Source organism: Saccharothrix coeruleofusca, assembly GCF_014648515.1.
Taxonomy (GTDB): domain Bacteria; phylum Actinomycetota; class Actinomycetes; order Mycobacteriales; family Pseudonocardiaceae; genus Actinosynnema; species Actinosynnema coeruleofuscum.
On the sequence record NZ_BMRG01000025.1, the window covers coordinates 878 to 19747 of the forward strand.

The following is an 18870-nucleotide window of genomic DNA, read 5'->3' on the forward strand; positions in this document are numbered from 1 at the left end:
CGAAGTTGGCGAAGCCGAACACGATGGGCGTGGCATAGAGCAGCAGCATGATCGTGCCGTGCATGGTGAACAGCTGGTTGTACTGCTCGTTGGACAGGAACTGCAGACCCGGCCGCGCCAGCTCACCCCGGATCAGCAGCGCCATCAGACCGCCGACCATGAAGAACCCGAACGAGGTCGTCAGGTACATCAGGCCGATCTGCTTCGGGTCGGTGGTCCTGAGCAGACCCAGCAGCACCGCGCCCTTGGGACGTCGCCGCGCGGCGCTCGGGTGGGTGATGACGGGTTCCGGCCTGAGCGCGGTCATGACCGCCTCCCTCGTCCCGACGACGTGAGCCGGTCCATGCTGTACCCCACCGGGTGTGCCGGGCAATCACCCAGCGCGACGAGCGCGGTCGCTCAGGTGGACACCCGGCCCTCCGGCGGCTCGGTGGGCGCGGGCACCCTGATCTGCGTCGACACCGACTCCGTCGCCCGCTCCAGGAACCGCAGCAGCTCCACCGGGAACGGCAGCACCAGCGTCGAGTTCTTCTCCGCCGCCACCTCGACGATCGTCTGCAGCAGCCGCAGCTGGAGGGCCGCGGGCGTCTGGGCCATCGCCGCGGCCGCCTCGGAGAGCTTGCGCGAAGCCTGCAGCTCGCCGTCGGCGGTGATGATGCGGGCCCGCCGCTCGCGCTCCGCCTCGGCCTGCCGCGACATCGAGCGCTTCATGCTCTCCGGCAGCGCGACGTCCTTGATCTCCACCCGGTCGATGTCGATGCCCCAACCGGTGGCCGGGTTGTCGATCAGCAGCTCCAAGCCCTGGTTGAGCCGTTCGCGGTTGGACAGCAGGTCGTCCAGCTCGCTCTTGCCGATGATCGAGCGCAGCGAGGTCTGGGCGACCTGGAGCACCGCGAACCGGTAGTCCTCCACGTTGACCACCGCGCGCACCGGGTCGGAGACCTTGAAGTAGACCACCGCGTCCACCCGCACCGTCACGTTGTCGCGGGTGATGCCGTCCTGGGCGGGGATGGGCAGCGTGACGATCTGCAGGTTGACCTTCCGCAGCCGGTCCACCACCGGCACGATCACGGTCAGGCCGGGGCCGCGCAGCGCGTCGCGCACCCGGCCGAAGCGGAAGACCAGGCCCCGCTCGTACTGCTTGACCACGCGGGCGCTGGAGGCCAGGCCGACCGCGGCCAGACCGAGCACGGCGAGCACGACGTCGAGGACCATGGCTCCTCCCACCCCGAGGGTACGCCCGCCGCTCCCACCAGGCGGACGTTCTTCCGCGCGTCACCCGGCCGGTTATCGTCGGACCATGCAGACCTGGTCAACCACCTCCGTGCCGAGGCTCGACGGCGAGCCTCGCCCCCTCCGGCTGTTCGACACCGCCACCGCCGAGGTGCGGCCCACCGCACCGGGGGAGACCGCCAGGCTGTACGTCTGCGGCATCACCCCCTACGACGCCACCCACCTCGGGCACGCCGCCACCTACCTCGCCTTCGACCTGGTGCACCGGATCTGGCTGGACAACGGCCACGACGTGCACTACGTGCAGAACGTCACCGACGTGGACGACCCGCTGCTGGAGCGCGCCGAGCGCGACCAGGACGACTGGGTCGTGCTGGCCATGCGGGAGACCGCGCTGTTCCGCGAGGACATGGAGGCGCTGCGGGTGCTGCCGCCGCGCCAGTTCGTCGGCGCGGTCGAGGCGATCCCGGAGATCGTGGAGGCCATCGCCAAGCTGCTCGCCGACGGCGCGGCCTACCGGGTCGACGACGCCGAGTACCCGGACGTGTACTTCGACCGGTCGGTCACCGGCCGGTTCGGCTACGAGTCGAACTACGACGAGCAGACCATGACCCGGTTCTTCGCCGAGCGCGGCGGCGACCCGGACCGGGCGGGCAAGCGGCACCCGCTGGACGCGCTGCTGTGGCGGATGGCCCGCCCCGGCGAGCCGTCGTGGCCCTCGGAGCTCGGGCAGGGCCGCCCCGGCTGGCACATCGAGTGCAGCGCCATCGCGCTCAACCGGCTGGGCACCTCCTTCGACGTGCAGGGCGGCGGCTCCGACCTGGTCTTCCCGCACCACGAGTTCAGCGCGGCCCACGCCGAGGCGCTGACCGGCGAGCACCCGTTCGCCCGGCACTACGTGCACGCGGGCATGATCGGGCTGGACGGCGAGAAGATGTCCAAGTCCAGGGGCAACTTGGTGTTCGTCTCCAAGCTGCGGGCCCAGGGGATCGACCCGAACGCGGTCCGGCTGGCCCTGCTGTCCGGGCACTACCGCCAGGACCGGCCCTGGACCGACGACCTGCTGGCGGCCGCGCAGGACCGGCTGGCGCGCTGGCGCCGGGCGGCGGAACTGCCCTCGGGCCCGAGCGCGGCGGCCACCGTGGCCAGGCTGCGCGACCACCTCGGCGACGACCTGGACACCCCGCGCGCGCTGGCCGCGCTGGACGCCTGGGTGGACGAGGCGCTGACGGCGGGCGGCGCGGACCCGGACGCGCCCCGCCTGTTCCGCACCGCCGTGGACGCCCTGCTGGGCGTGGCTGTGTAGGACTGTGCTGGATGGCCGGGTTGGGGTGCTGGGTCACCTCGGGTGGCCCAGCACCGTGGCGCGTCAGGCGTCGAGGGTCCAGCTGGTGAGCGTGCCGGTGTCGGCCAGGCCGAGGTCGCGCACGCGCAGCGTCCAGGTGCCCGTGACGTTCTCGCGGGAGGCGTCGACCGTGTAGGTCTGGTTGATGTTGTCGGTGCCGCCGCCGGTCCGGTTGTGCAGGGTGTAGATCGAGCCGGTGGGCGAGATCAGCTCCACGACCAGGTCACCGATGTAGGTGTGGGTGATCTCCACCCGCACGGTGGTCGACGCCGAGGCGGGGCCCGCGCAGTCGAGGGTGACGGAGCTGTTGGCCTCCGACAGGTCGCGGATCGGCGCGTCGCTGTCGTTGGTCACCGCCGGGCAGTCCGCGCCCACCGGCAGCACCGTCCAGGTGAACGAGGTGGTGCCGGTCCGCCCCGACGCGTCGGTCACGGTCACCGTCACCGGGAACGAGCCCGTGGCGGTCGGCGTGCCGGAGATCAGACCGGTCTCGCTGATCGACAGCCCGGTGGGCAGGCCGGAGGCGGTGAAGGTGCGCGGCGTGGTGCCGCCGAAGGCCGACAGCTGCAGCGACACCGGCACGTCGACGGTGCCCGCCTGGTTGCCGGGGTTGGACAGCGACGGGGCCTCGGCGGTGCTGTCGCCGGTGAACAGCAGCTTGTTCGGCGAACCCGTGCCGGGGTTGGTGACCTTGTCCGGGGTGGCCGTGCCGGTCAGCGCCGCCGCCACCGCGGCCGGGCTGTCGGTCGGGTGGTCGGCCAGCCACAGCGCCGCCGCGCCCGCCACGTGCGGGGTGGCCATCGAGGTGCCGCTGATGGTGTTGGTCGAGGTGTCGTTGGTCGTCCACGCCGAGGTGATGTTCTGGCCCGGCGCGAAGATGTCGGTGCACGTGCCGTAGTTGGAGAACGAGGCGCGCGCGTCGGTGTTGGTGGAGGCGTTGACCGTGATCGCCTCGGCGACGCGGGCCGGCGAGGTGCTGCAGGCGTTGGTGCTGGAGTTGCCCGACGCGATCGCGTAGGTCACGCCCGAGGCGATCGAGTTGCGCACGGCGGTGTCCAGCGAGGCGTTGGCGTTGCCGCCCAGGCTCATGTTGGCCACGGCGGGCTTGACGGCGTTCTGGGTGACCCAGTCGACGCCCGACACGACCCCGGCCGTGGTGCCCGAGCCCGCGCAGTTGAGCACCTTCACGCCGATGATGTGGATCTCCTTGGCCACGCCGTACTCGGCGCCGCCGACGGTGCCCGCCACGTGCGTGCCGTGACCGTGGCAGTCGGTGTCGTTGCTGTCGACGGAGTTGAAGCCCCACTCGGCCCGTCCGCCGAACGTGGCGTGCGTGGTGCGCACGCCGGTGTCGATGATGTAGGCCCGCACGTTGCTCGCGGTGTTCGGGTACTCGTAGCTGCTGTCCAGCGGCAGGTTGCGCTGGTCGATGCGGTCGATGCCCCACGACGGCGGGTTGGGCTGCTCGGCCAGCCGCACCGGCAGGTCGGCCTGCACCATCGCCACGCGCGGGTCTGCGGCGAGCCTGCGCGCCTGGGTGGGGCTCAGGGTGGCGTGGAAGCCGTTGAGCGCGTGCTGCCAGGTGGTGCGCACCTGGCCGCCGTGCTGGGCGACCAGCGCGTCGGCCGTGCGCGCGGAGGCGCCCAGCGGCGAGGCGTCGTCGCGCAGGGTCACGATGTAGGAGTTGGGTATGGCGTCGGCGCGGTCCGCGTCGAGCACCCGCCCCTCGGCGGCGGCCGGACCGGCACCGGTCACCGCCATCGCCGCGGCGGTGGCCGTGGCCAGGGCGAGCGCGGTCAGTCTTGTTCTGGTGGTGCGGGGGTCTCGCATGGCGAAGGTCTCCCTCGGGCAGAGTCGCCCGGCCGACCCGGCCGGTGGCCGAGCGGCTGGGCTCGCAGGGGTGGGACGTTCGCGCGAACGGGGGTTGTGCCGACCTGGTCGCTTCGATCATCGGGCTGAAAAGCCACTGCCAGTAGCACCGTTAGTCGTAATCGGCCGGACTCGCGTCCTGGAAGTGCTCGGCCCGGAACCGCCGCCACCGCTGCAGCATTTCGGGCATCTCGTGGTGCAGGAACTCGAAGAACGCCAACGTCTCGGTGATCCGCTCGCCCGCGGGGGTGCCCGCGCCCAACGCGGCGATGCCGTCCTTGAGGGAGCCCTGCCAGCGCAGCAAGAACTGCTCACGGCGGAAGATCGCCTCGTACCAGACGTCGTCGTAGACCCGGTAGACGTCGCGCCGCGAGCCGGTCTCGCGCTCCCGGCTGACCAGGCCGACCTGGGTCAGGTAGCGGACCGCGCCGGAGATCGCCGCGGGCGACACGCGCAGCAGCTCGGTCAGCTCGGCGGCGGTGAGCGTGCCCGAGTCGGTGGCCAGCATCGCCACGAACACCCGTGACGGCATCCGGGGCATCCCGGACTCGGTGAGGACCGCCGAGAAGCGCTCGATGAAGCGCAGCACCGCCCGCTCGTCGCGCTCGCCCACCCGTGTCACCGCCGCATCATCATCTTCCGCTCCGCTGGACGCGGGGAGTTTATACGCTTCTTTAACTTCACGAGTTCATGAAGATTTGTAGTCTCACGCCATGACACCCGCGATATCCGTGTCGGGGCTGATCAAGGACTTCGGCCCGACGCGCGCGCTCGACGGTCTGGACCTGACCGTGCGCACCGGTGAGGTGCACGGTTTCCTCGGCCCCAACGGGGCGGGCAAGTCCACCACCATCCGCGTGCTGCTGGGCCTGCTGCGCGCCGACGGGGGCTCCGCGCGCATGCTGGGTGGCGACCCGTGGCGCGACGCCGCCGCCCTGCACCGCAGGCTCGCCTACGTCCCCGGTGACGTCAGCCTGTGGCCCAACCTCACCGGCGGGGAGGTCATCGATCTGCTGGGCAGGCTGCGCGGCGGCCTGGACCAGAAACGCCGGGCGCGGCTGCTGGAGCGCTTCGAGCTGGACCCGCGCAAGAAGGGCCGCGCCTACTCCAAGGGCAACCGGCAGAAAGTCGCCCTGGTCGCGGCGCTGGCCTCGGACGTGGAGCTGCTGATCCTGGACGAGCCGACCTCGGGCCTGGACCCGCTGGTGGACGCGGTGTTCCGGGAGTGCGTCGAAGAGGAGCGCGGCAGGCGCACGGTCCTGCTGTCCAGCCACGTCCTGGCCGAGGTCGAGGCGCTGTGCGACCGCGTCAGCATCATCCGCGGCGGCCGGACCGTGGAGACCGGCACACTGGCCGAGCTGCGCCACCTGACCCGCACCAGCGTCACCGCCGAGCTGGCCGCGCCGCCCACCGGCCTGGCGGAGCTGCCCGGCGTGCACGGCCTGGAGGTGCGCGGCACGCGGGTCGCGTTCGAGGTCGACACCGGCCACCTCGACGCCGCCCTGGGGGCGCTGGTCGGTGCGGGTGTGCGCGCGCTGACCAGCAGGCCGCCGACGCTGGAGGAGCTGTTCCTGCGGCACTACCGGGACCAGCCGCCCGTGGCGGCGACGCGATGAGCGCGCTCGTCGGCACCGGTGCGCTGATCCGCCTCGCGCTGCGGCGCGACCGGGTGCTGCTGCCGGTGTGGGTGGTCTGCCTGGCGGGCGTCACGGTGGCCACCGGCTCCGCCGTGGGCGAGCTCTACGGCACGGCCGAGTCGCGCGCCCTGCTCGCGACCACCGCGGGTGGCAACCCCGCGTTCCTGGCGCTGCTCGGCCCGCTGCACGACTCCACCACCGCGGGCGGCCTGCTGGCCTGGCGCTGGGGCGTGTTCGGCTCGCTGCTCACCGCGCTGGCGGCGATGTCGCTGGTCACCCGGCACACCCGCGCCGAGGAGGAGACCGGGCGGCTGGAACTGCTCGGCGCGACCGCGATCGGCCGCCGGGCACCGCTGGCCGCGGCCGTGTCGGTGTCGGCGCTGGCCTGCGCGCTGATCGGGGCGGCCTGCGCGCTCGGGCTGGTCGGCATGGGCGAGGGCGTCGCGGGCTCGGTGGCGTTCGGGCTCGGCTTCGCGGCGGTGGGCCTGGTGTTCACCGCCGTGGGCGCGGTGACCGCGCAGCTGTCCGCGACCGCCCGCACCGCCAACGCGCTGGCAGGCGGTGCGCTGGGGGCTGCCTACCTGCTGCGCGCGGTCGGCGACGCGGCGGGGGAGCGGGGACCGTCCTGGTTGACCTGGCTGTCGCCGATCGGCTGGTTCGAGCAGCTGCGGCCGTTCGCCCAGGAGCGCTGGTGGGTCCTGCCGCTCGCGCTCGGCCTGGCCCTGGCGCTGGTGACGGGCGCGTGGGTGTTGGTGGCCCGGCGCGACCTTGGCGGCGGCCTGCTGCCGACCAGGCCGGGCGCGGCCCGCGCGCCGCGCTCGCTGGGCAGCGCGCTCGGGCTGGCCTGGCGGTTGCAGCGGGGGATGCTGCTGGGCTGGGCGCTGGGCATGTTCGTGCTCGGCGGCGTCTACGGCGCGGTGGCGCGCGGCGTGGAGGAGATGCTGACGAGCAACCCGCTGCTGGCGCAGCTCATCGCCAGGATGGGCGGCTCCGGCGCTCTCGTGGACGTCTACCTCGCCTCCATCCTGGGTGTGGTCGGCCTGTTCAGCGCGGTCTACGCGGTCCAAGCGGCGCTGCGGCCGCGCTCGGAGGAGATCGCGCTGCGCGCCGAACCGGTGCTGGCCACGCCGGTGCGGCGGACCCGGTGGGTGGCCGGGCACCTGCTGTTCGCCACGATCGGCAACGCCGTCGTGCTGGCCGCCGCCGGACTCGGCGCGGGACTGGTGCACGGGCTGCGCGTCGGCGACGTGGGCGGTCAGGTGGCGCGACTGGTCGGCGCGGCTCTCGTGCACGCCCCGGCCGCGTGGGTGGTCGCGGGCTTGGCGCTGGCGCTGTTCGGGCTGGCGCCGAAGCTGGTGCCCGCCTGTTGGGCGGTGCTGGTGCTGCTCCTCGTGCTCGGCCAGCTCGGCCCGCTGCTCCAACTCGACCGGTGGGCCATGGACCTCTCGCCGTTCACCCACGTCCCGGAGGTGCCCGGCGCCGAGGTGAGCGCGACCCCGCTGGTGTGGCTGACGGTCGTGGCGGCGGCGCTGGCGGCGGTGGGCCTGCTCGGCTTCCGGCGGCGGGACGTGGGCTGACCGGCGCTCGCGGGGCGAACGCGCGGGTGCCGGTCAGCTCGACGCCCCGGCCGCGAGGTCAGGCACGCGCGGGGGAGGCGGTGGTCGCGGTGCGCCGGAACCGGCTCGGGTTGGTGCCCCGGACCCGCTTGAACGCCGCGCTGAACCCGAACGGGTCGGCATACCCCACGGCGCGGGCGACCTCGGCGATGGTCGCGCTCTCCCGCTCGACCAGCAGGTCCGCCGCCAGCGTCATGCGCCAGCGGGTGAGGTAGGCCAGTGGCGGTTCGCCGACCAGGTCGGTGAACCGCTTGGCCAGCGTCGAGCGCGACACCCCGGTGCGCTCGGCCAGCGCGGCGACCGTCCACGGCGCCGCGGGCTCGGCGTGCAGCAAGCGCAGCGCGTGGCCGACCACCGGGTCGCGCTGGGCGGCCCACCAGGCCGGCGGCTCGCCGCCGGGCCGGTCGAACCACTCGCGCAGCGTGCACACCAGCATCCAGTCCAGCAGCCGGTCCAGCACCACCTGCTGGCCCGGCGCGTCGACGGCGACCTCGGCGGCGAGGTGGTCCAGCACGGGGTCGGCCGGGCCCCCGGCGTCCACCCGCAGCACCACGGGCAGCGCGTCCAGCAGCCTGCGGCTGATCTCGCCGCGCACCGGGTAGGCGCCGACGATCAGGGTCGTCGCGTCCCGGTCCGCACCCGCGTCCCCGCAGTCGTTCCAGCCGAGCCGGTGCCTGGTCCCGCCCTGTTCGGGGACCGCGCAGTGCTCGCCGCACGCGATCGGTTCGGCCAGGGTGCCGACCTCGTCGACGAAGGTGAACGTCGCGGGGCCGCGCACGACGACCGTCTCGCGGGCGCGCAGCGGCTCGGGTGGGTGGCCCTCCGGCACGATCCACCCCGCCCCGGTCAGGACGGTGCACAGGGTCAGCGGCGCCCCGTCCACGAAGTGCAGCGCCCAGGGCGGGGACAGGGTCGAGCTGCCGAACAGCGAGCCGTGGGCCCGCACTCCCCGGATCAAGTCGCTGAACGCGTCCACCACACCCAGGTTAGACGAATGGACAGGAGGTCTGGCTGATCACCTATGGGCTCGTCCAATTTGCTGGTGTTGAATCGATGCCATGAGCGACAGCACCACTCTCGTCCTGGGTGCGACCGGCAAGACCGGTCGGCGGATCGTGCCCCGGCTGCGCCTGCGCGGCACGCCCGTGCGCACCGCTTCCCGGTCCAGCTCCACCCGCTTCGACTGGTCCGACCCCGGCGGCTGGGACGCGGCACTGCGGGGCGTCACCGCCGTCTACGTGGTGGCCCCGACCGTGCCGGGCCCGGTGCACGAGTTCGTGGCGCGGGCCGAGGCCGCCGGGGTGCGGCGGCTGGTCCTGCTCTCCGGGCGCGGTGCCGACACCTGGGGCGACTCCGCGTTCGGTTTGGACATGCGCTCGGCCGAGGACGCCGTGCGCGGCTCGGCGCTGGAGTGGACCGTGCTGCGGGCGTCGAACTTCGACCAGAACTTCGACGAGGACGTCTTCCACGCCCCGCTGGTGGCCGGGGAGCTGGCGCTCCCGGCGGACGCGGTGCCCGAGCCGTTCGTCGACGTCGAGGACATCGCCGACGCCGCGGTCGCGGTGCTGACCCAACCCGGTCGGCACGCCGGACGGGTCTACGAGCTGACCGGGCCGCGCGCGCTCACCTTCGCCGAGGCCGTCGAACTGATCTCCCGCGCGTCCGGCCGGGAGATCGCCTACCGGCGGATCACCCCCGCCGAGTACGCCGCGACGCTGGTCGAGCAGGGCCTGGACGAGCACAGCGCCCACCACGTCGCCGAGATGTTCGTGCTCATGGCGCGCGGGCTGCTCGCCACCACCACCGACGACCTGGCCACCGTGCTGGGACGGCCGCCCCGGACCTTCGAGGACTACGTCGTCCGGACCGCGGCCTCAGGAGCGTGGACCTGACGACCACCACCCCAGCCCCGTCGGCAAGTACTACCCGACGGGGCTGCGAGGGCCGGTAACCACCTCCGGTCGTCGCCCGACTCGCGCGCCGCTGTCTAGAGCCCGGCGGGGCCCCGGCCGGGTCCGCGGCCCCGCCGCCGCAGGTAGCGCTCGAACTCGGCCGCGATCGCGTCCCCGCTGGCCTCGGTGATCTCGATCTCCGCGTCGCCGCGCTCCTCCAGCGCCCGCACGTAGTTGCGCACGTCCTCGTCCTCGTCGGCCATCTCGCTGACCGTGCGCTCCCACTCCTCGGCCTGCTCCGGCAGCGCCCCCAGCGGCACCTCCACGTCGAGCACCTCCTCGACCCGGTGCAGCAGCGCGAGCGTGGCCTTGGGGGAGGGCGGCTGGGACACGTAGTGCGGCACGGCGGCCCAGAACGAGATCGCGGGGACCCCCGCCTGCACGCACACGTCCTGGAAGACGCCGACGATCCCGGTCGGCCCCTCGTAGCGGGAGCGCTCCAGGCCGAACTTCGCCGCCGAGGCCGCGTCGTAGGCCGTGCCGGTCACCGGCACCGGCCGGGTGTGCGGGGTGTCCATCAGCAGCGCGCCCAGCGTCACCACCGTCGTCACGCCCAGCTCCTCGACGTGCCCCAGCAGCTCGGCGGCGAACTTGCGCCACCGCATGTTCGGCTCGATGCCGTGCACGAGCACCACGTCGGTCGAGGACCCCGGCGGCCTGCACACCGACAGCCGGGTGGTGGGGAACTCGACCCGCCGGGTGATGCCGTCCACCATGCGGACTGTGGGCCTCGTCACTTGGAAGTCGTAGTAGTCATCGGGGTCGACCTCCGCCAGCGGTTTGGCGTCCCAAGTCAGCTGCAGGTGCTCGATCGCGGTGCTGGCGGCGTCTCCAGCGTCGTTCCACCCCTCGAACGCCGCCACCATGATCGGGTTGGTGAGCGGTTTGCCGGGTTCGAATGGGGTCTGGGCGGCCTGGTCGGGATCGGTCACCGGGTCAGACTACGACCATGGGGGGTCGCCTGACGCCGTAGGCTTGGCCCATGCCGGATCGTGTCTCGTCCCCCCTGCTGGACGCGCTCGCCGACCGCGTGGTCGTCGCCGACGGCGCAATGGGCACCATGCTCCAATCCGTAGACCTCAGCCTCGACGACTTCGCAGGTCACGAAGGCTGCAACGAGATGCTGAACGTGACAAGGCCGGATGTGGTGCGCGCGGTGCACCGCGGGTACCTGGAGGCGGGTGCCGACGCGGTGGAGACCAACACCTTCGGCGCGAACCTGGCCAACCTGGGTGAGTACGGCATCGCCGACCGCATCTTCGAGCTGTCCAGGCTGGGCGCCGAGCTGGCCCGCGAGGTCGCCGACGAGTTCGGCGAACCCGGCCGCCCCCGGTTCGTGCTCGGCTCGGTCGGTCCTGGCACCAAGCTGCCCACCCTGGGCCACACCTCCTTCGCCACCCTGCGCGACGCCTACCAGGAGCAGGTGCGCGGCCTGCTGGTGGGCGGCGTGGACGCGGTGGTCGTGGAGACCTCCCAGGACCTGCTGCAGACCAAGGCGTCGATCATCGGCGCCAAGCGCGCCATGGCCGCCGAGGGCATCCGGGTGCCGATCATCGCGCAGGTCACCGTCGAGACCACCGGCACCATGCTGCTGGGCTCGGAGATCGGCGCGGCGCTCAACGCGCTGGAGCCGCTGGGCATCGACCTGATCGGGATGAACTGCGCCACCGGTCCGGCCGAGATGAGCGAGCACCTGCGCCACCTGGCCAAGCACGCGCGGGTGCCGCTGTCGGTCATGCCCAACGCGGGCCTGCCCGAGCTGGGGCCCAACGGGGCGGTCTACCCGCTGACCCCGGAGGAGCTGGCGGCGGCGCTGTCCGGCTTCGTCACCGAGTTCGGCGCGCGCCTGGTCGGCGGCTGCTGCGGCACCACCGCCGAGCACGTCCGCCAGGTCGCCGAGGCGGTCCGGGCGCTGCCCCCGACCCCGCGCCGCCCCCGCCCCGAGCCCGGCGTGTCCTCGCTCTACCAGGCCGTGCCGTTCCGCCAGGACGCCTCGGTGCTGATGATCGGCGAGCGCACCAACGCCAACGGGTCCAAGAAGTTCCGCGAGGCCATGCTGGCCGACCGGTTCGAGGACTGCGTGGAGATCGCCCGCGACCAGACCCGCGACGGCGCCCACCTGCTCGACCTCAACGTCGACTACGTCGGCCGCGACGGCGCGGCGGACATGCGGGAGCTGGCGGGCAGGCTGGCCACCGCCTCCACGCTGCCGATCATGCTCGACTCCACCGAGCCCGACGTGCTGGAGGCGGGCCTGGAGTGCCTGGGCGGCCGGTGCGCGGTGAACTCGGTGAACTACGAGGACGGCGACGGCCCGGACTCGCGGTTCCAGCGCATCATGCGGCTGGTCTCCGAGCACGGCGCCGCGGTGGTCGGCCTGTGCATCGACGAGGAGGGCCAGGCCCGCACCGCCGAGTGGAAGGTGCGCGTGGCGTCCCGGCTGGTCGAGGACCTGACCGGGAACTGGGGGATGCGCACCAGCGACATCATCATCGACTGCCTGACCTTCCCCATCTCCACCGGGCAGGAGGAGGTGCGCCGCGACGGCCTGGAGACCATCGAGGCCATCCGCGAGCTCAAGCGCCGCTACCCGGAGGTGCAGACCACGCTCGGCATCTCCAACATCTCCTTCGGCCTGAACCCGGCCGCGCGGCAGGTGCTCAACTCGGTGTTCCTGCACGAGTGCGTGCAGGCCGGGCTGGACACCGCGATCGTGCACGCCTCGAAGATCATCCCGATGGCGCGCATCCCCGACGAGCAGCGCGCGGTCGCGCTGGACCTGGTCTACGACCGCCGCCGCGAGGGCTACGACCCGCTGCAGGAGCTGATGCGGCTGTTCGAGGGCGTCACCACCTCGTCCGACCGGGCCTCCCGCGCCGAGGAGCTGGCCGCGCTGCCGCTGTTCGAGCGCCTGGAGCGGCGGATCGTCGACGGCGAGCGCACCGGTCTGGAAGCCGACCTGGAGCAGGCGCTGACCCAGCGCCCGGCGCTGCAGATCATCAACGACACGCTGCTGGCGGGCATGAAGACCGTGGGCGAGCTGTTCGGCTCCGGGCAGATGCAGCTGCCGTTCGTGCTCCAGTCCGCGGAGGTCATGAAGGCCGCCGTGGCCTACCTGGAGCCGCACATGGAGCGCTCCGACGACGGCGGCAAGGGCCGCATCGTGCTGGCCACGGTCAAGGGCGACGTGCACGACATCGGCAAGAACCTGGTGGACATCATCCTGTCCAACAACGGCTACGAGGTGGTCAACATCGGCATCAAGCAGCCGATCAACGCCATCCTCGACGCCGCCGAGGAGCACCGCGCCGACGCCATCGGCATGTCCGGCCTGCTGGTCAAGTCCACGGTGATCATGAAGGAGAACCTGGAGGAGATGAACTCGCGCGGGGTCGCCGACCGGTGGCCGGTGCTGCTCGGCGGGGCGGCGCTGACCCGCGCGTACGTGGAGAACGACCTGGCCGACCTGTACCAGGGGCAGGTGCGCTACGCCCGCGACGCCTTCGAGGGGCTGCGGCTGATGGACGGCATCATGGCGGTCAAGCGCGGTGAGGCCCCCGCGGTCGACCCGGAGGCCGAGCGCAAGGCCGCCGAGCGCAAGGCCCGCCGGGAGCGGTCGCTGCGCATCGCCGCCGAGCGCAAGGCCGCCCGCGCCGAGCCCGAGCCGGTGGGCCGCTCCGACGTGGCCACCGACGTGCCGATCCCGACCCCGCCGTTCTGGGGCACCCGCGTGGTCAAGGGCGTGCCGGTGGCCGACTACGCCGCGATGCTCGACGAGCGCGCCACCTTCATGGGCCAGTGGGGCCTGCGCGGCGCGCGCGGCGGCAACGGCCCCACCTACGAGGAGCTGGTGGAGACCGAGGGCAGGCCGCGGCTGCGGTACTGGCTGGACCGGCTGACCACCGAGGGCGTGCTGGCCAGCGCGGCGGTGGTCTACGGCTACTTCCCGTGCGTGTCCGAGGGCGACGACCTGGTGATCCTCACCGAGCCCCGGCCCGACGCGCCCGAGCGGCTGCGGTTCACCTTCCCCCGGCAGAAGCGCGACCGGCGGCTCTGCCTGGCCGACTTCTGGCGCCCGCGCTCCTCCGGCGAGGTGGACGTGATCGCCTTCCACCTGGTCACCATGGGCCAGCCGATCGCCGACTACGCCAACGACCTGTTCGCCAAGGACGCCTACCGGGAGTACCTGGAGGTGCACGGCCTGGGCGTGCAGCTGACCGAGGCGCTGGCCGAGTACTGGCACCGGCGCATCCGCGAGGAGCTGCGCTGGACCGACGGCACCGCGGTGGCCGAGGAGGACCCGAGCGAGGTGGAGGAGTTCTTCAAGCTCGGCTACCGGGGAGCCCGCTACTCGCTGGGCTACGGCGCCTGCCCGAACATGGAGGACCGGACCAAGGTCGTCGAGCTGCTGGAGCCGGAGCGGATCGGCGTGCGGCTGTCCGAGGAGCTGCAGCTGCACCCGGAGCAGTCGACCGACGCGTTCGTGGCCCACCACCCCGAGGCGAAGTACTTCAACGCGTGAGACCGCCGGGCTGGGCGGTCGAGCTCGTCGCGGGGACGTCACTGCTGGGCGTGTTCGTGGCGAGCGCGGGCCTGGTCCTGGACGCGGGTGACGAGCTGCTGCGCACGGGTGCGCGCGTGCCCGGCGTCGTGGTGCGGGTGCACGAGGCGACGAGGCCGCCCTCGTCGGTGGATGTGCGGTTCACCGTGGACGGCGTCGAGCGGGTCCGCACGCTGCTGTCGGACGATCGCGTGCCGCCGCACCGGGTCGGCGACCAGGTTACGGTGTTCCACGACCCCGCGGACCCCGACCGCGTGCGCACCGAGGAGGTCGCCAACGACCCCCTGTGGTCGACCGCGCTGCTCGCGGTGCCGCTGCTGCTCGGGGGCCTGCTGGTGGTGCGGGGCTGTTCCGGGCTGTTCGACCGTCGGCGCGCGACGCGCCGACGAAGGTGATGGAGGAAGTGCGTGGGTGAGCTGGACGCGGTGCTGTGGGACATGGACGGCACGCTGCTGGACTCGGAGAAGCTGTGGGACATCCCGCTCTACGAGTTCGCCGAGAAGCTGGGCGGCACGCTCTCGCACGCCACGCGGCAGAAGATGGTCGGTACCAACGTGCCGACCACGATGACGCTGCTGTTCGCGGAGGTGGGCGTCGAGCCGACCCCGGCGGACCTGGCCGATGGCGCGGCGTGGATCTCGCGGCGCACCGAGGAGGTCTTCCGCGCGGGCCTGCCGTGGCGGCCGGGGGCGCGCGAGGCGCTGCGGGCGGTGCGCTCCTCGGGGGTGCCGATGGCGCTGGTGACCTCCACCGAGCGGAGGCTGACCGAGGTCGCGCTGGACACCATCGGCCGCGACCTGTTCGACGCCACGGTGTGCGGCGACGAGGTGGGGGGCCGCAACAAGCCGCTGCCCGACCCGTACCTGAAGGCGGCCCGGCTGCTGGGCGCGGACCCGACGCGCTGCGTGGCCGTCGAGGACTCGCCGACCGGCGTGGCCTCCGCCGTGGCGGCGGGCTGCACCGTGCTGGTCGTGCCGTGCGACGTGCCGGTGGAGCCGGGGGAGCGCCGGGTCTTCCGCGACTCGCTGACCGGCGTCGACCACTCGCTGCTGACGACGCTGCTCTCAGCGGTAGGCTGAGCGGAGAGGAGGTGGTCATGGCCGCACCAGCACATCCGCCCTTCGACCCGCTGGTCGATCTCGCAGGCATGTGGACCACCGATCTCGCTGAGCGGTACCTGCCGATCGACGGCGTGCCACCGGCCAAGTACGAGTGCGTGGACGGACGACTGATTTTGAGCCCGTACGAGGCAGGACCCAACACGTATGCGGCTGCGGAGTTGCGCGACATCGTCAAGCCCGCCGCGCGCAAGGCCGGTCTCCGCGTCTACACCACGCTGAACGTCAGGTTCGGCGCGCAGCGGTGGATCCAACCGGATTTCGCGGTGGTGCGCAGCCCCGTGGAAGGTGTCTGGGTGGATGTGGAGGACGTGGTCCTCGTAGGCGAGTTCGTCTCGCCTACCAGCCGCCGACGGGACCGGATCGACAAACCCGCGCTGTGCGCGTCGGAAGGTGTCGAGTACTACCTGTTCGGTGAAGCGGATCTACGGCGGCGGTTCGCCTCGCTGAGGCTGTCCGCGCTCCGCGACGGCGTCTACCAGGTGGTCGCCGACGCCCGGTCGGGTGAGCGGTTCGAAGTCGATGACCCCTTCGAAATCTCGCTCGACCCGACCGAACTGCTGGACCTGTAGGGCTGCGCTCAGGCCGAAGTCAGGCGGGTCCGGCGGGTGGCCGGGTCGACGAGCAGGCCGAAGGCCAGGCCCAGCCCCAGCCACAGGGTGGCGGTCTCGGCCAGCGAGGCCAGCCGGAACTCCCACAGCAGCCCGGCGGGCACGTCCGCCGGGATCTGGTCCGGACCGGCCGGGAACACCACCAGCAGCACCACCGCCGCGGCGACCACCGCCAGCGCCACCGCGGTGAACCGCACCGGCTCGGCCAGGTGCGCCAGCCGCGCCGCCAGCACCCCGGCGCCGTGCACGACCAGCAGGCCCGCCGCGATCAGCCCCAGGTAGAGCACCGTCCGGTACTCCACGGTGGACCCGTCGCCCACCCCCGGCGGGTTGGCCGGGTACTTCACCGCGGGCATCAGCGCCGCCGCGCCGAACAGCGCCGCCGACAGCGCGACGCTGCGCGCGAACGGCGACCGCCGCGGCAACCACCGCCGCGCGCCCGCGTGGGCGGTGGCGAACAGCGCGCCGAGCGCGACCCCGACGACAACAGCGGCGAGCACACCACCGACCACCTGCGTGCCGCGGCTGACCAGTTCACCGTGCTCGTGGCCGTCCCCGACCTGACCACGCGCCTGTTCGACCGCCAGCGCCGCGCGGATCGGCGCCTCCACCACGACCAGCCCGACCAGGCCCGCGAGCACCCCCGCGACCCCGCCCGCCGCCAGCCCCCGCAGCAGCACACCCCTGAACGAGTTCACCTCGCCCGCCCGTCCCGTAGCTCCACGCCGAACCACCCGAGCAGCCACCACGGCAGCCACACCGACCAGGCCACGTCAGTGGCAGGGGACGCCGAGCGCGTGGCGGCCGTCGTGGAAGAACTCGTGGACGACTTCGGCGGCGTGGCCGAGGGCGAGGCCGTTCTCCTGGAGCACGACCCAGGTCACCGCCAGGGCGAGCAGGGCGACGGCGTAGGCCCACCGGGGCAGCGCCGGGGAGAGCGGGTGCGAGGGGCTCGTCATGACCGATTCCTCCATGCCTCGTGGAAGGTCTGCAACAACGGCGCCGCAGCCGGTCTCCTGGCTCCCGGATCAGTGCTTCTCCCGCGTCTTCCCAGCCGCGCGGTGCGGCCAGTGACGTGCTCGGCGGGTTGGCTCCCCGGTCACAGTGGCGAGGACCGCGCCGGATTCCCACCGGCTTCCCGTCCACCGCGGCCTGCGCACGATAAGGGGCCGGGCCGCGTGCGCACAACGGGTGACCGGCGATGTCACCTCTGTAGCCGCGCGCGATCACCCCCGGAGGGCAGTGGGCAGTCACCGCACGTGCCGCCGCCGTCGAGCCGGTAGTACAGGCAGCAGCTGCGCCTGCGGAACGCGACCTCGCCGGGGAACGGGATGAAGTCGCCCGAGCCGGTGAACGGCGGCTGCGCGAGCATTCGCCGCCCGATGGCCACGCACTGCTCCGCGTCGGCGGCACCGCTGCGGCTCAGCGTGCGCAGGGCGCCCGCGATGGACGAGGCCGCGTTGCCCCACAGCAGGCCGCGCGCCACCGGGGTGACCCGGCGGATCGCGTCCACCACCGGTTCCAGGGCGTCGGCGATGCCTCCGCCCTCCACCGGGTCGGCGATCCTGACCCGCAGGCCGTCGGCGCTGTGGTGCCACCAGAGGTTGGCGGGCCGGATGTCCGGTGCTGCCCGCCCGGTGACGTGCGCGGCGACCACCGGGCACAGCAGCCGGGCGGTGTAGCCGAGGAAGAACAGCGACGCCGCCACGCGCGGTTCGCCGGTCCGGTAGCGCCGGGCGATCGCGTCGAGGGTGGCGGGCAGGGCGTCGCCGTCGAGCAGGGCGTCGCCGGACAGCCAGCTCGGGTCGGGGCGGCCGACGTCCAGGGCGAAGAACGGGCTGATGCCGCGGATCTCGCGCAGCGTGGTGAGGACTCGGGCGAACTGGGACACGCGGTCAGTCTGCCGTGCGTCCTCGGGCGGGTCCTACGGCACGTAGAAGGTCAGCAGGTCCGCGCGCACCGGTGGGAACAGCGCGCGCATCAGGGTGGCGTTCGGGCCGGGGTAGACGTCGGGGTGGCGGGCGGCCAGGCCCTGGATGCCGTGCGGGCCGAACAGCAGCGACGCGACCAGGTCCGGGGCCACGCCCGCGCCGCCCACCGCGGCCGGACCCTGCATGGTGCCGCCCGCCCGCACCGGGCCCACCTCGCCCGCCGCGAACGGCAGGCGGACGTGGGAGGAGAAGAACGACACGACCGCCTCCCCGTCGGTGAGGCCCGCGCCCGCCAAGCGGGCCGACAGCACGGGGCGCAGGTGCTCCAGCAGCGCCACCGGGTCGGCGACCCGGACGTAGTAGCTGGCGGCCTCCTCCGGCGCGGGGCCGAGGAACGGCGCCAGCGCCTCGCCCGCGACCGTGCCGGGGCGCTCGGTGACCTCGGCCGCACCGGTCAGCGCCAGCAGGGCGCGGGCCGCTTCGGCGTCCACGGCGGCGACCTCGGTCAGGTGCGCCTCGGCGGTCCGGCCCGCGGCCACCGGCACGCCGTCGCGCTCGACCAGCCACTGCGTGCTGGCCTGGTGCGCGACCAGCCACCGCCACCGCGCGGGCGAGTGCGGCATCCGCAGGTCCGCGCGGGCCTGCTCGGCGTCCTGGAGGGCGGCCAGGGTCGGGATGTCGGCGGCGGTGGCCTCGCGCAGCAGGTGCCCGGAGGACTCCGGCCGGGTGGCGACCGGCCGGGTGGCCGGGATCGGGATGGCGTAGGTGTAGCCGAACCGCCGGTAGAAGTAGGGGATGCCGAGCATCACCTGGACCAGGTGTCCGCGCGCGGCGGACCGCTCGTGCGCCCACGCCATGAGCCCGCGGACCAGGCCGCGTCCCTCGTGCTCGCGGTGGGTGGCCACCAGTTCGACCTGTCCGGCCGGGATTTCCAGGCCGTCCAGCACCAGCGTCTCGTTCAGCAGCGTCGCGGTGGAGACCACGCGGTCGCCGTCCA

18 protein-coding genes and 1 riboswitch are annotated in these 18870 nt (G+C 73.2%); of the genes, 8 read left to right on the forward strand and 10 right to left on the reverse strand.

Features of this window, described 5'->3' with window-relative positions; genetic code table 11:
* Together IEZ00_RS37535 and IEZ00_RS33310 are read right to left on the reverse strand one after the other, a co-directional pair.
* On the reverse strand, window positions 1-307 hold a 307-nt coding region (locus IEZ00_RS37535; protein ID WP_229796353.1), incomplete at its 3' end, for a cbb3-type cytochrome c oxidase subunit I.
* A gap of 92 nt (window positions 308-399) precedes the next feature.
* Window positions 400-1215, reverse strand: coding sequence for an SPFH domain-containing protein (locus tag IEZ00_RS33310; protein WP_189227363.1), 816 nt, complete (start codon window positions 1213-1215; stop codon window positions 400-402).
* A gap of 85 nt (window positions 1216-1300) precedes the next feature.
* On the opposite strand from IEZ00_RS33310, the gene mshC reads away from it, so the two are divergent.
* Window positions 1301-2539: a cysteine--1-D-myo-inosityl 2-amino-2-deoxy-alpha-D-glucopyranoside ligase gene (mshC, locus tag IEZ00_RS33315; RefSeq protein ID WP_189227364.1), complete on the forward strand. Its 1239-nt coding sequence runs from the start codon at window positions 1301-1303 to the stop codon at window positions 2537-2539.
* Between the two features lie 63 nt (window positions 2540-2602).
* Here the strand turns inward: mshC and IEZ00_RS33320 are convergent, their stop codons facing one another.
* Both IEZ00_RS33320 and IEZ00_RS33325 read right to left on the reverse strand, forming a co-directional pair.
* Complete coding sequence (locus IEZ00_RS33320; RefSeq protein ID WP_189227365.1) at window positions 2603-4408, reverse strand: S8 family peptidase; 1806 nt, start codon at window positions 4406-4408, stop codon at window positions 2603-2605.
* Window positions 4409-4559: 151 nt separating this feature from the next.
* On the reverse strand, window positions 4560-5069 hold the full coding sequence (locus tag IEZ00_RS33325; RefSeq protein WP_229796354.1) for a GbsR/MarR family transcriptional regulator: 510 nt from the start codon (window positions 5067-5069) through the stop codon (window positions 4560-4562).
* 91 nt (window positions 5070-5160) lie between these two features.
* On the opposite strand from IEZ00_RS33325, the gene IEZ00_RS33330 reads away from it, so the two are divergent.
* Both IEZ00_RS33330 and IEZ00_RS33335 read left to right on the forward strand, forming a co-directional pair.
* A complete protein-coding gene (locus tag IEZ00_RS33330; RefSeq protein ID WP_189227366.1) occupies window positions 5161-6063 on the forward strand; it encodes an ABC transporter ATP-binding protein in 903 nt (300 codons plus the stop codon).
* Complete coding sequence (locus IEZ00_RS33335; RefSeq protein WP_189227367.1) at window positions 6060-7661, forward strand: ABC transporter permease; 1602 nt, start codon at window positions 6060-6062, stop codon at window positions 7659-7661. Before IEZ00_RS33330 ends, IEZ00_RS33335 begins: the two co-directional genes overlap by 4 nt.
* A gap of 58 nt (window positions 7662-7719) precedes the next feature.
* Here IEZ00_RS33335 and IEZ00_RS33340 read toward each other — a convergent pair whose 3' ends face one another.
* Complete coding sequence (locus IEZ00_RS33340; protein ID WP_189227368.1) at window positions 7720-8676, reverse strand: AraC family transcriptional regulator; 957 nt, start codon at window positions 8674-8676, stop codon at window positions 7720-7722.
* 82 nt (window positions 8677-8758) lie between these two features.
* Between IEZ00_RS33340 and IEZ00_RS33345 the strand changes: the two genes are divergently transcribed.
* Window positions 8759-9592: an NAD(P)H-binding protein gene (locus IEZ00_RS33345; RefSeq protein ID WP_189227369.1), complete on the forward strand. Its 834-nt coding sequence runs from the start codon at window positions 8759-8761 to the stop codon at window positions 9590-9592.
* Between the two features lie 95 nt (window positions 9593-9687).
* Here the strand turns inward: IEZ00_RS33345 and IEZ00_RS33350 are convergent, their stop codons facing one another.
* Window positions 9688-10584, reverse strand: coding sequence for a PAC2 family protein (locus tag IEZ00_RS33350; protein ID WP_189227370.1), 897 nt, complete (start codon window positions 10582-10584; stop codon window positions 9688-9690).
* A gap of 50 nt (window positions 10585-10634) precedes the next feature.
* On the opposite strand from IEZ00_RS33350, the gene metH reads away from it, so the two are divergent.
* Genes metH through IEZ00_RS33370 form a run of 4 tightly spaced genes read left to right on the forward strand, consistent with a single transcriptional unit; the run spans window position 10635 to window position 15903 of the window.
* Complete coding sequence (gene metH / locus IEZ00_RS33355) at window positions 10635-14174, forward strand: methionine synthase (protein WP_189227371.1); 3540 nt, start codon at window positions 10635-10637, stop codon at window positions 14172-14174.
* Window positions 14171-14608, forward strand: a complete 438-nt coding sequence (locus IEZ00_RS33360) for a DUF3592 domain-containing protein (protein ID WP_189227372.1) — start codon at window positions 14171-14173, stop codon at window positions 14606-14608. The genes metH and IEZ00_RS33360 overlap by 4 nt, the downstream gene beginning before the upstream one ends.
* Before the next feature lie 12 nt (window positions 14609-14620).
* Window positions 14621-15292 (forward strand): HAD family hydrolase, encoded by a 672-nt coding sequence (locus tag IEZ00_RS33365; protein ID WP_189227373.1) that lies wholly within the window; start codon window positions 14621-14623, stop codon window positions 15290-15292.
* Between the two features lie 17 nt (window positions 15293-15309).
* Window positions 15310-15903: a Uma2 family endonuclease gene (locus IEZ00_RS33370; RefSeq protein ID WP_189227374.1), complete on the forward strand. Its 594-nt coding sequence runs from the start codon at window positions 15310-15312 to the stop codon at window positions 15901-15903.
* A gap of 8 nt (window positions 15904-15911) precedes the next feature.
* Here the strand turns inward: IEZ00_RS33370 and IEZ00_RS33375 are convergent, their stop codons facing one another.
* The 4 genes from IEZ00_RS33375 to IEZ00_RS37910 form a co-directional block, all read right to left on the reverse strand.
* Complete coding sequence (locus IEZ00_RS33375) at window positions 15912-16640, reverse strand: CbtA family protein (RefSeq protein ID WP_189227375.1); 729 nt, start codon at window positions 16638-16640, stop codon at window positions 15912-15914.
* Between the two features lie 75 nt (window positions 16641-16715).
* Window positions 16716-16901: a CbtB domain-containing protein gene (locus IEZ00_RS33380; protein WP_189227376.1), complete on the reverse strand. Its 186-nt coding sequence runs from the start codon at window positions 16899-16901 to the stop codon at window positions 16716-16718.
* Window positions 16902-16931: 30 nt separating this feature from the next.
* Window positions 16932-17107: riboswitch (cobalamin riboswitch) on the reverse strand.
* A gap of 39 nt (window positions 17108-17146) precedes the next feature.
* Entirely contained in the window at window positions 17147-17833 is a 687-nt protein-coding gene (locus tag IEZ00_RS33385; RefSeq protein WP_189227377.1) for a (2Fe-2S)-binding protein, read from the reverse strand.
* Between the two features lie 33 nt (window positions 17834-17866).
* Window positions 17867-18870: GNAT family N-acetyltransferase (locus IEZ00_RS37910; protein WP_268248881.1), on the reverse strand; the 1004-nt coding region annotated here is incomplete at its 5' end.

Bases quoted from the DNA above. Each gene is read 5' to 3' on its own strand.
- IEZ00_RS33380 (WP_189227376.1), bottom strand. From the start codon at position 16,901: ATGACGAGCCCCTCGCACCCGCTCTCCCCGGCGCTGCCCCGGTGGGCC.
- IEZ00_RS33335 (WP_189227367.1), top strand. From the start codon at position 6,060: ATGAGCGCGCTCGTCGGCACCGGTGCGCTGATCCGCCTCGCGCTGCGG.
- IEZ00_RS33345 (WP_189227369.1), top strand. From the start codon at position 8,759: ATGAGCGACAGCACCACTCTCGTCCTGGGTGCGACCGGCAAGACCGGT.
- metH (WP_189227371.1), top strand. From the start codon at position 10,635: ATGCCGGATCGTGTCTCGTCCCCCCTGCTGGACGCGCTCGCCGACCGC.
- IEZ00_RS33370 (WP_189227374.1), top strand. From the start codon at position 15,310: ATGGCCGCACCAGCACATCCGCCCTTCGACCCGCTGGTCGATCTCGCA.
- mshC (WP_189227364.1), top strand. From the start codon at position 1,301: ATGCAGACCTGGTCAACCACCTCCGTGCCGAGGCTCGACGGCGAGCCT.
- IEZ00_RS33330 (WP_189227366.1), top strand. From the start codon at position 5,161: ATGACACCCGCGATATCCGTGTCGGGGCTGATCAAGGACTTCGGCCCG.
- IEZ00_RS33320 (WP_189227365.1), bottom strand. From the start codon at position 4,408: ATGCGAGACCCCCGCACCACCAGAACAAGACTGACCGCGCTCGCCCTG.
- IEZ00_RS33310 (WP_189227363.1), bottom strand. From the start codon at position 1,215: ATGGTCCTCGACGTCGTGCTCGCCGTGCTCGGTCTGGCCGCGGTCGGC.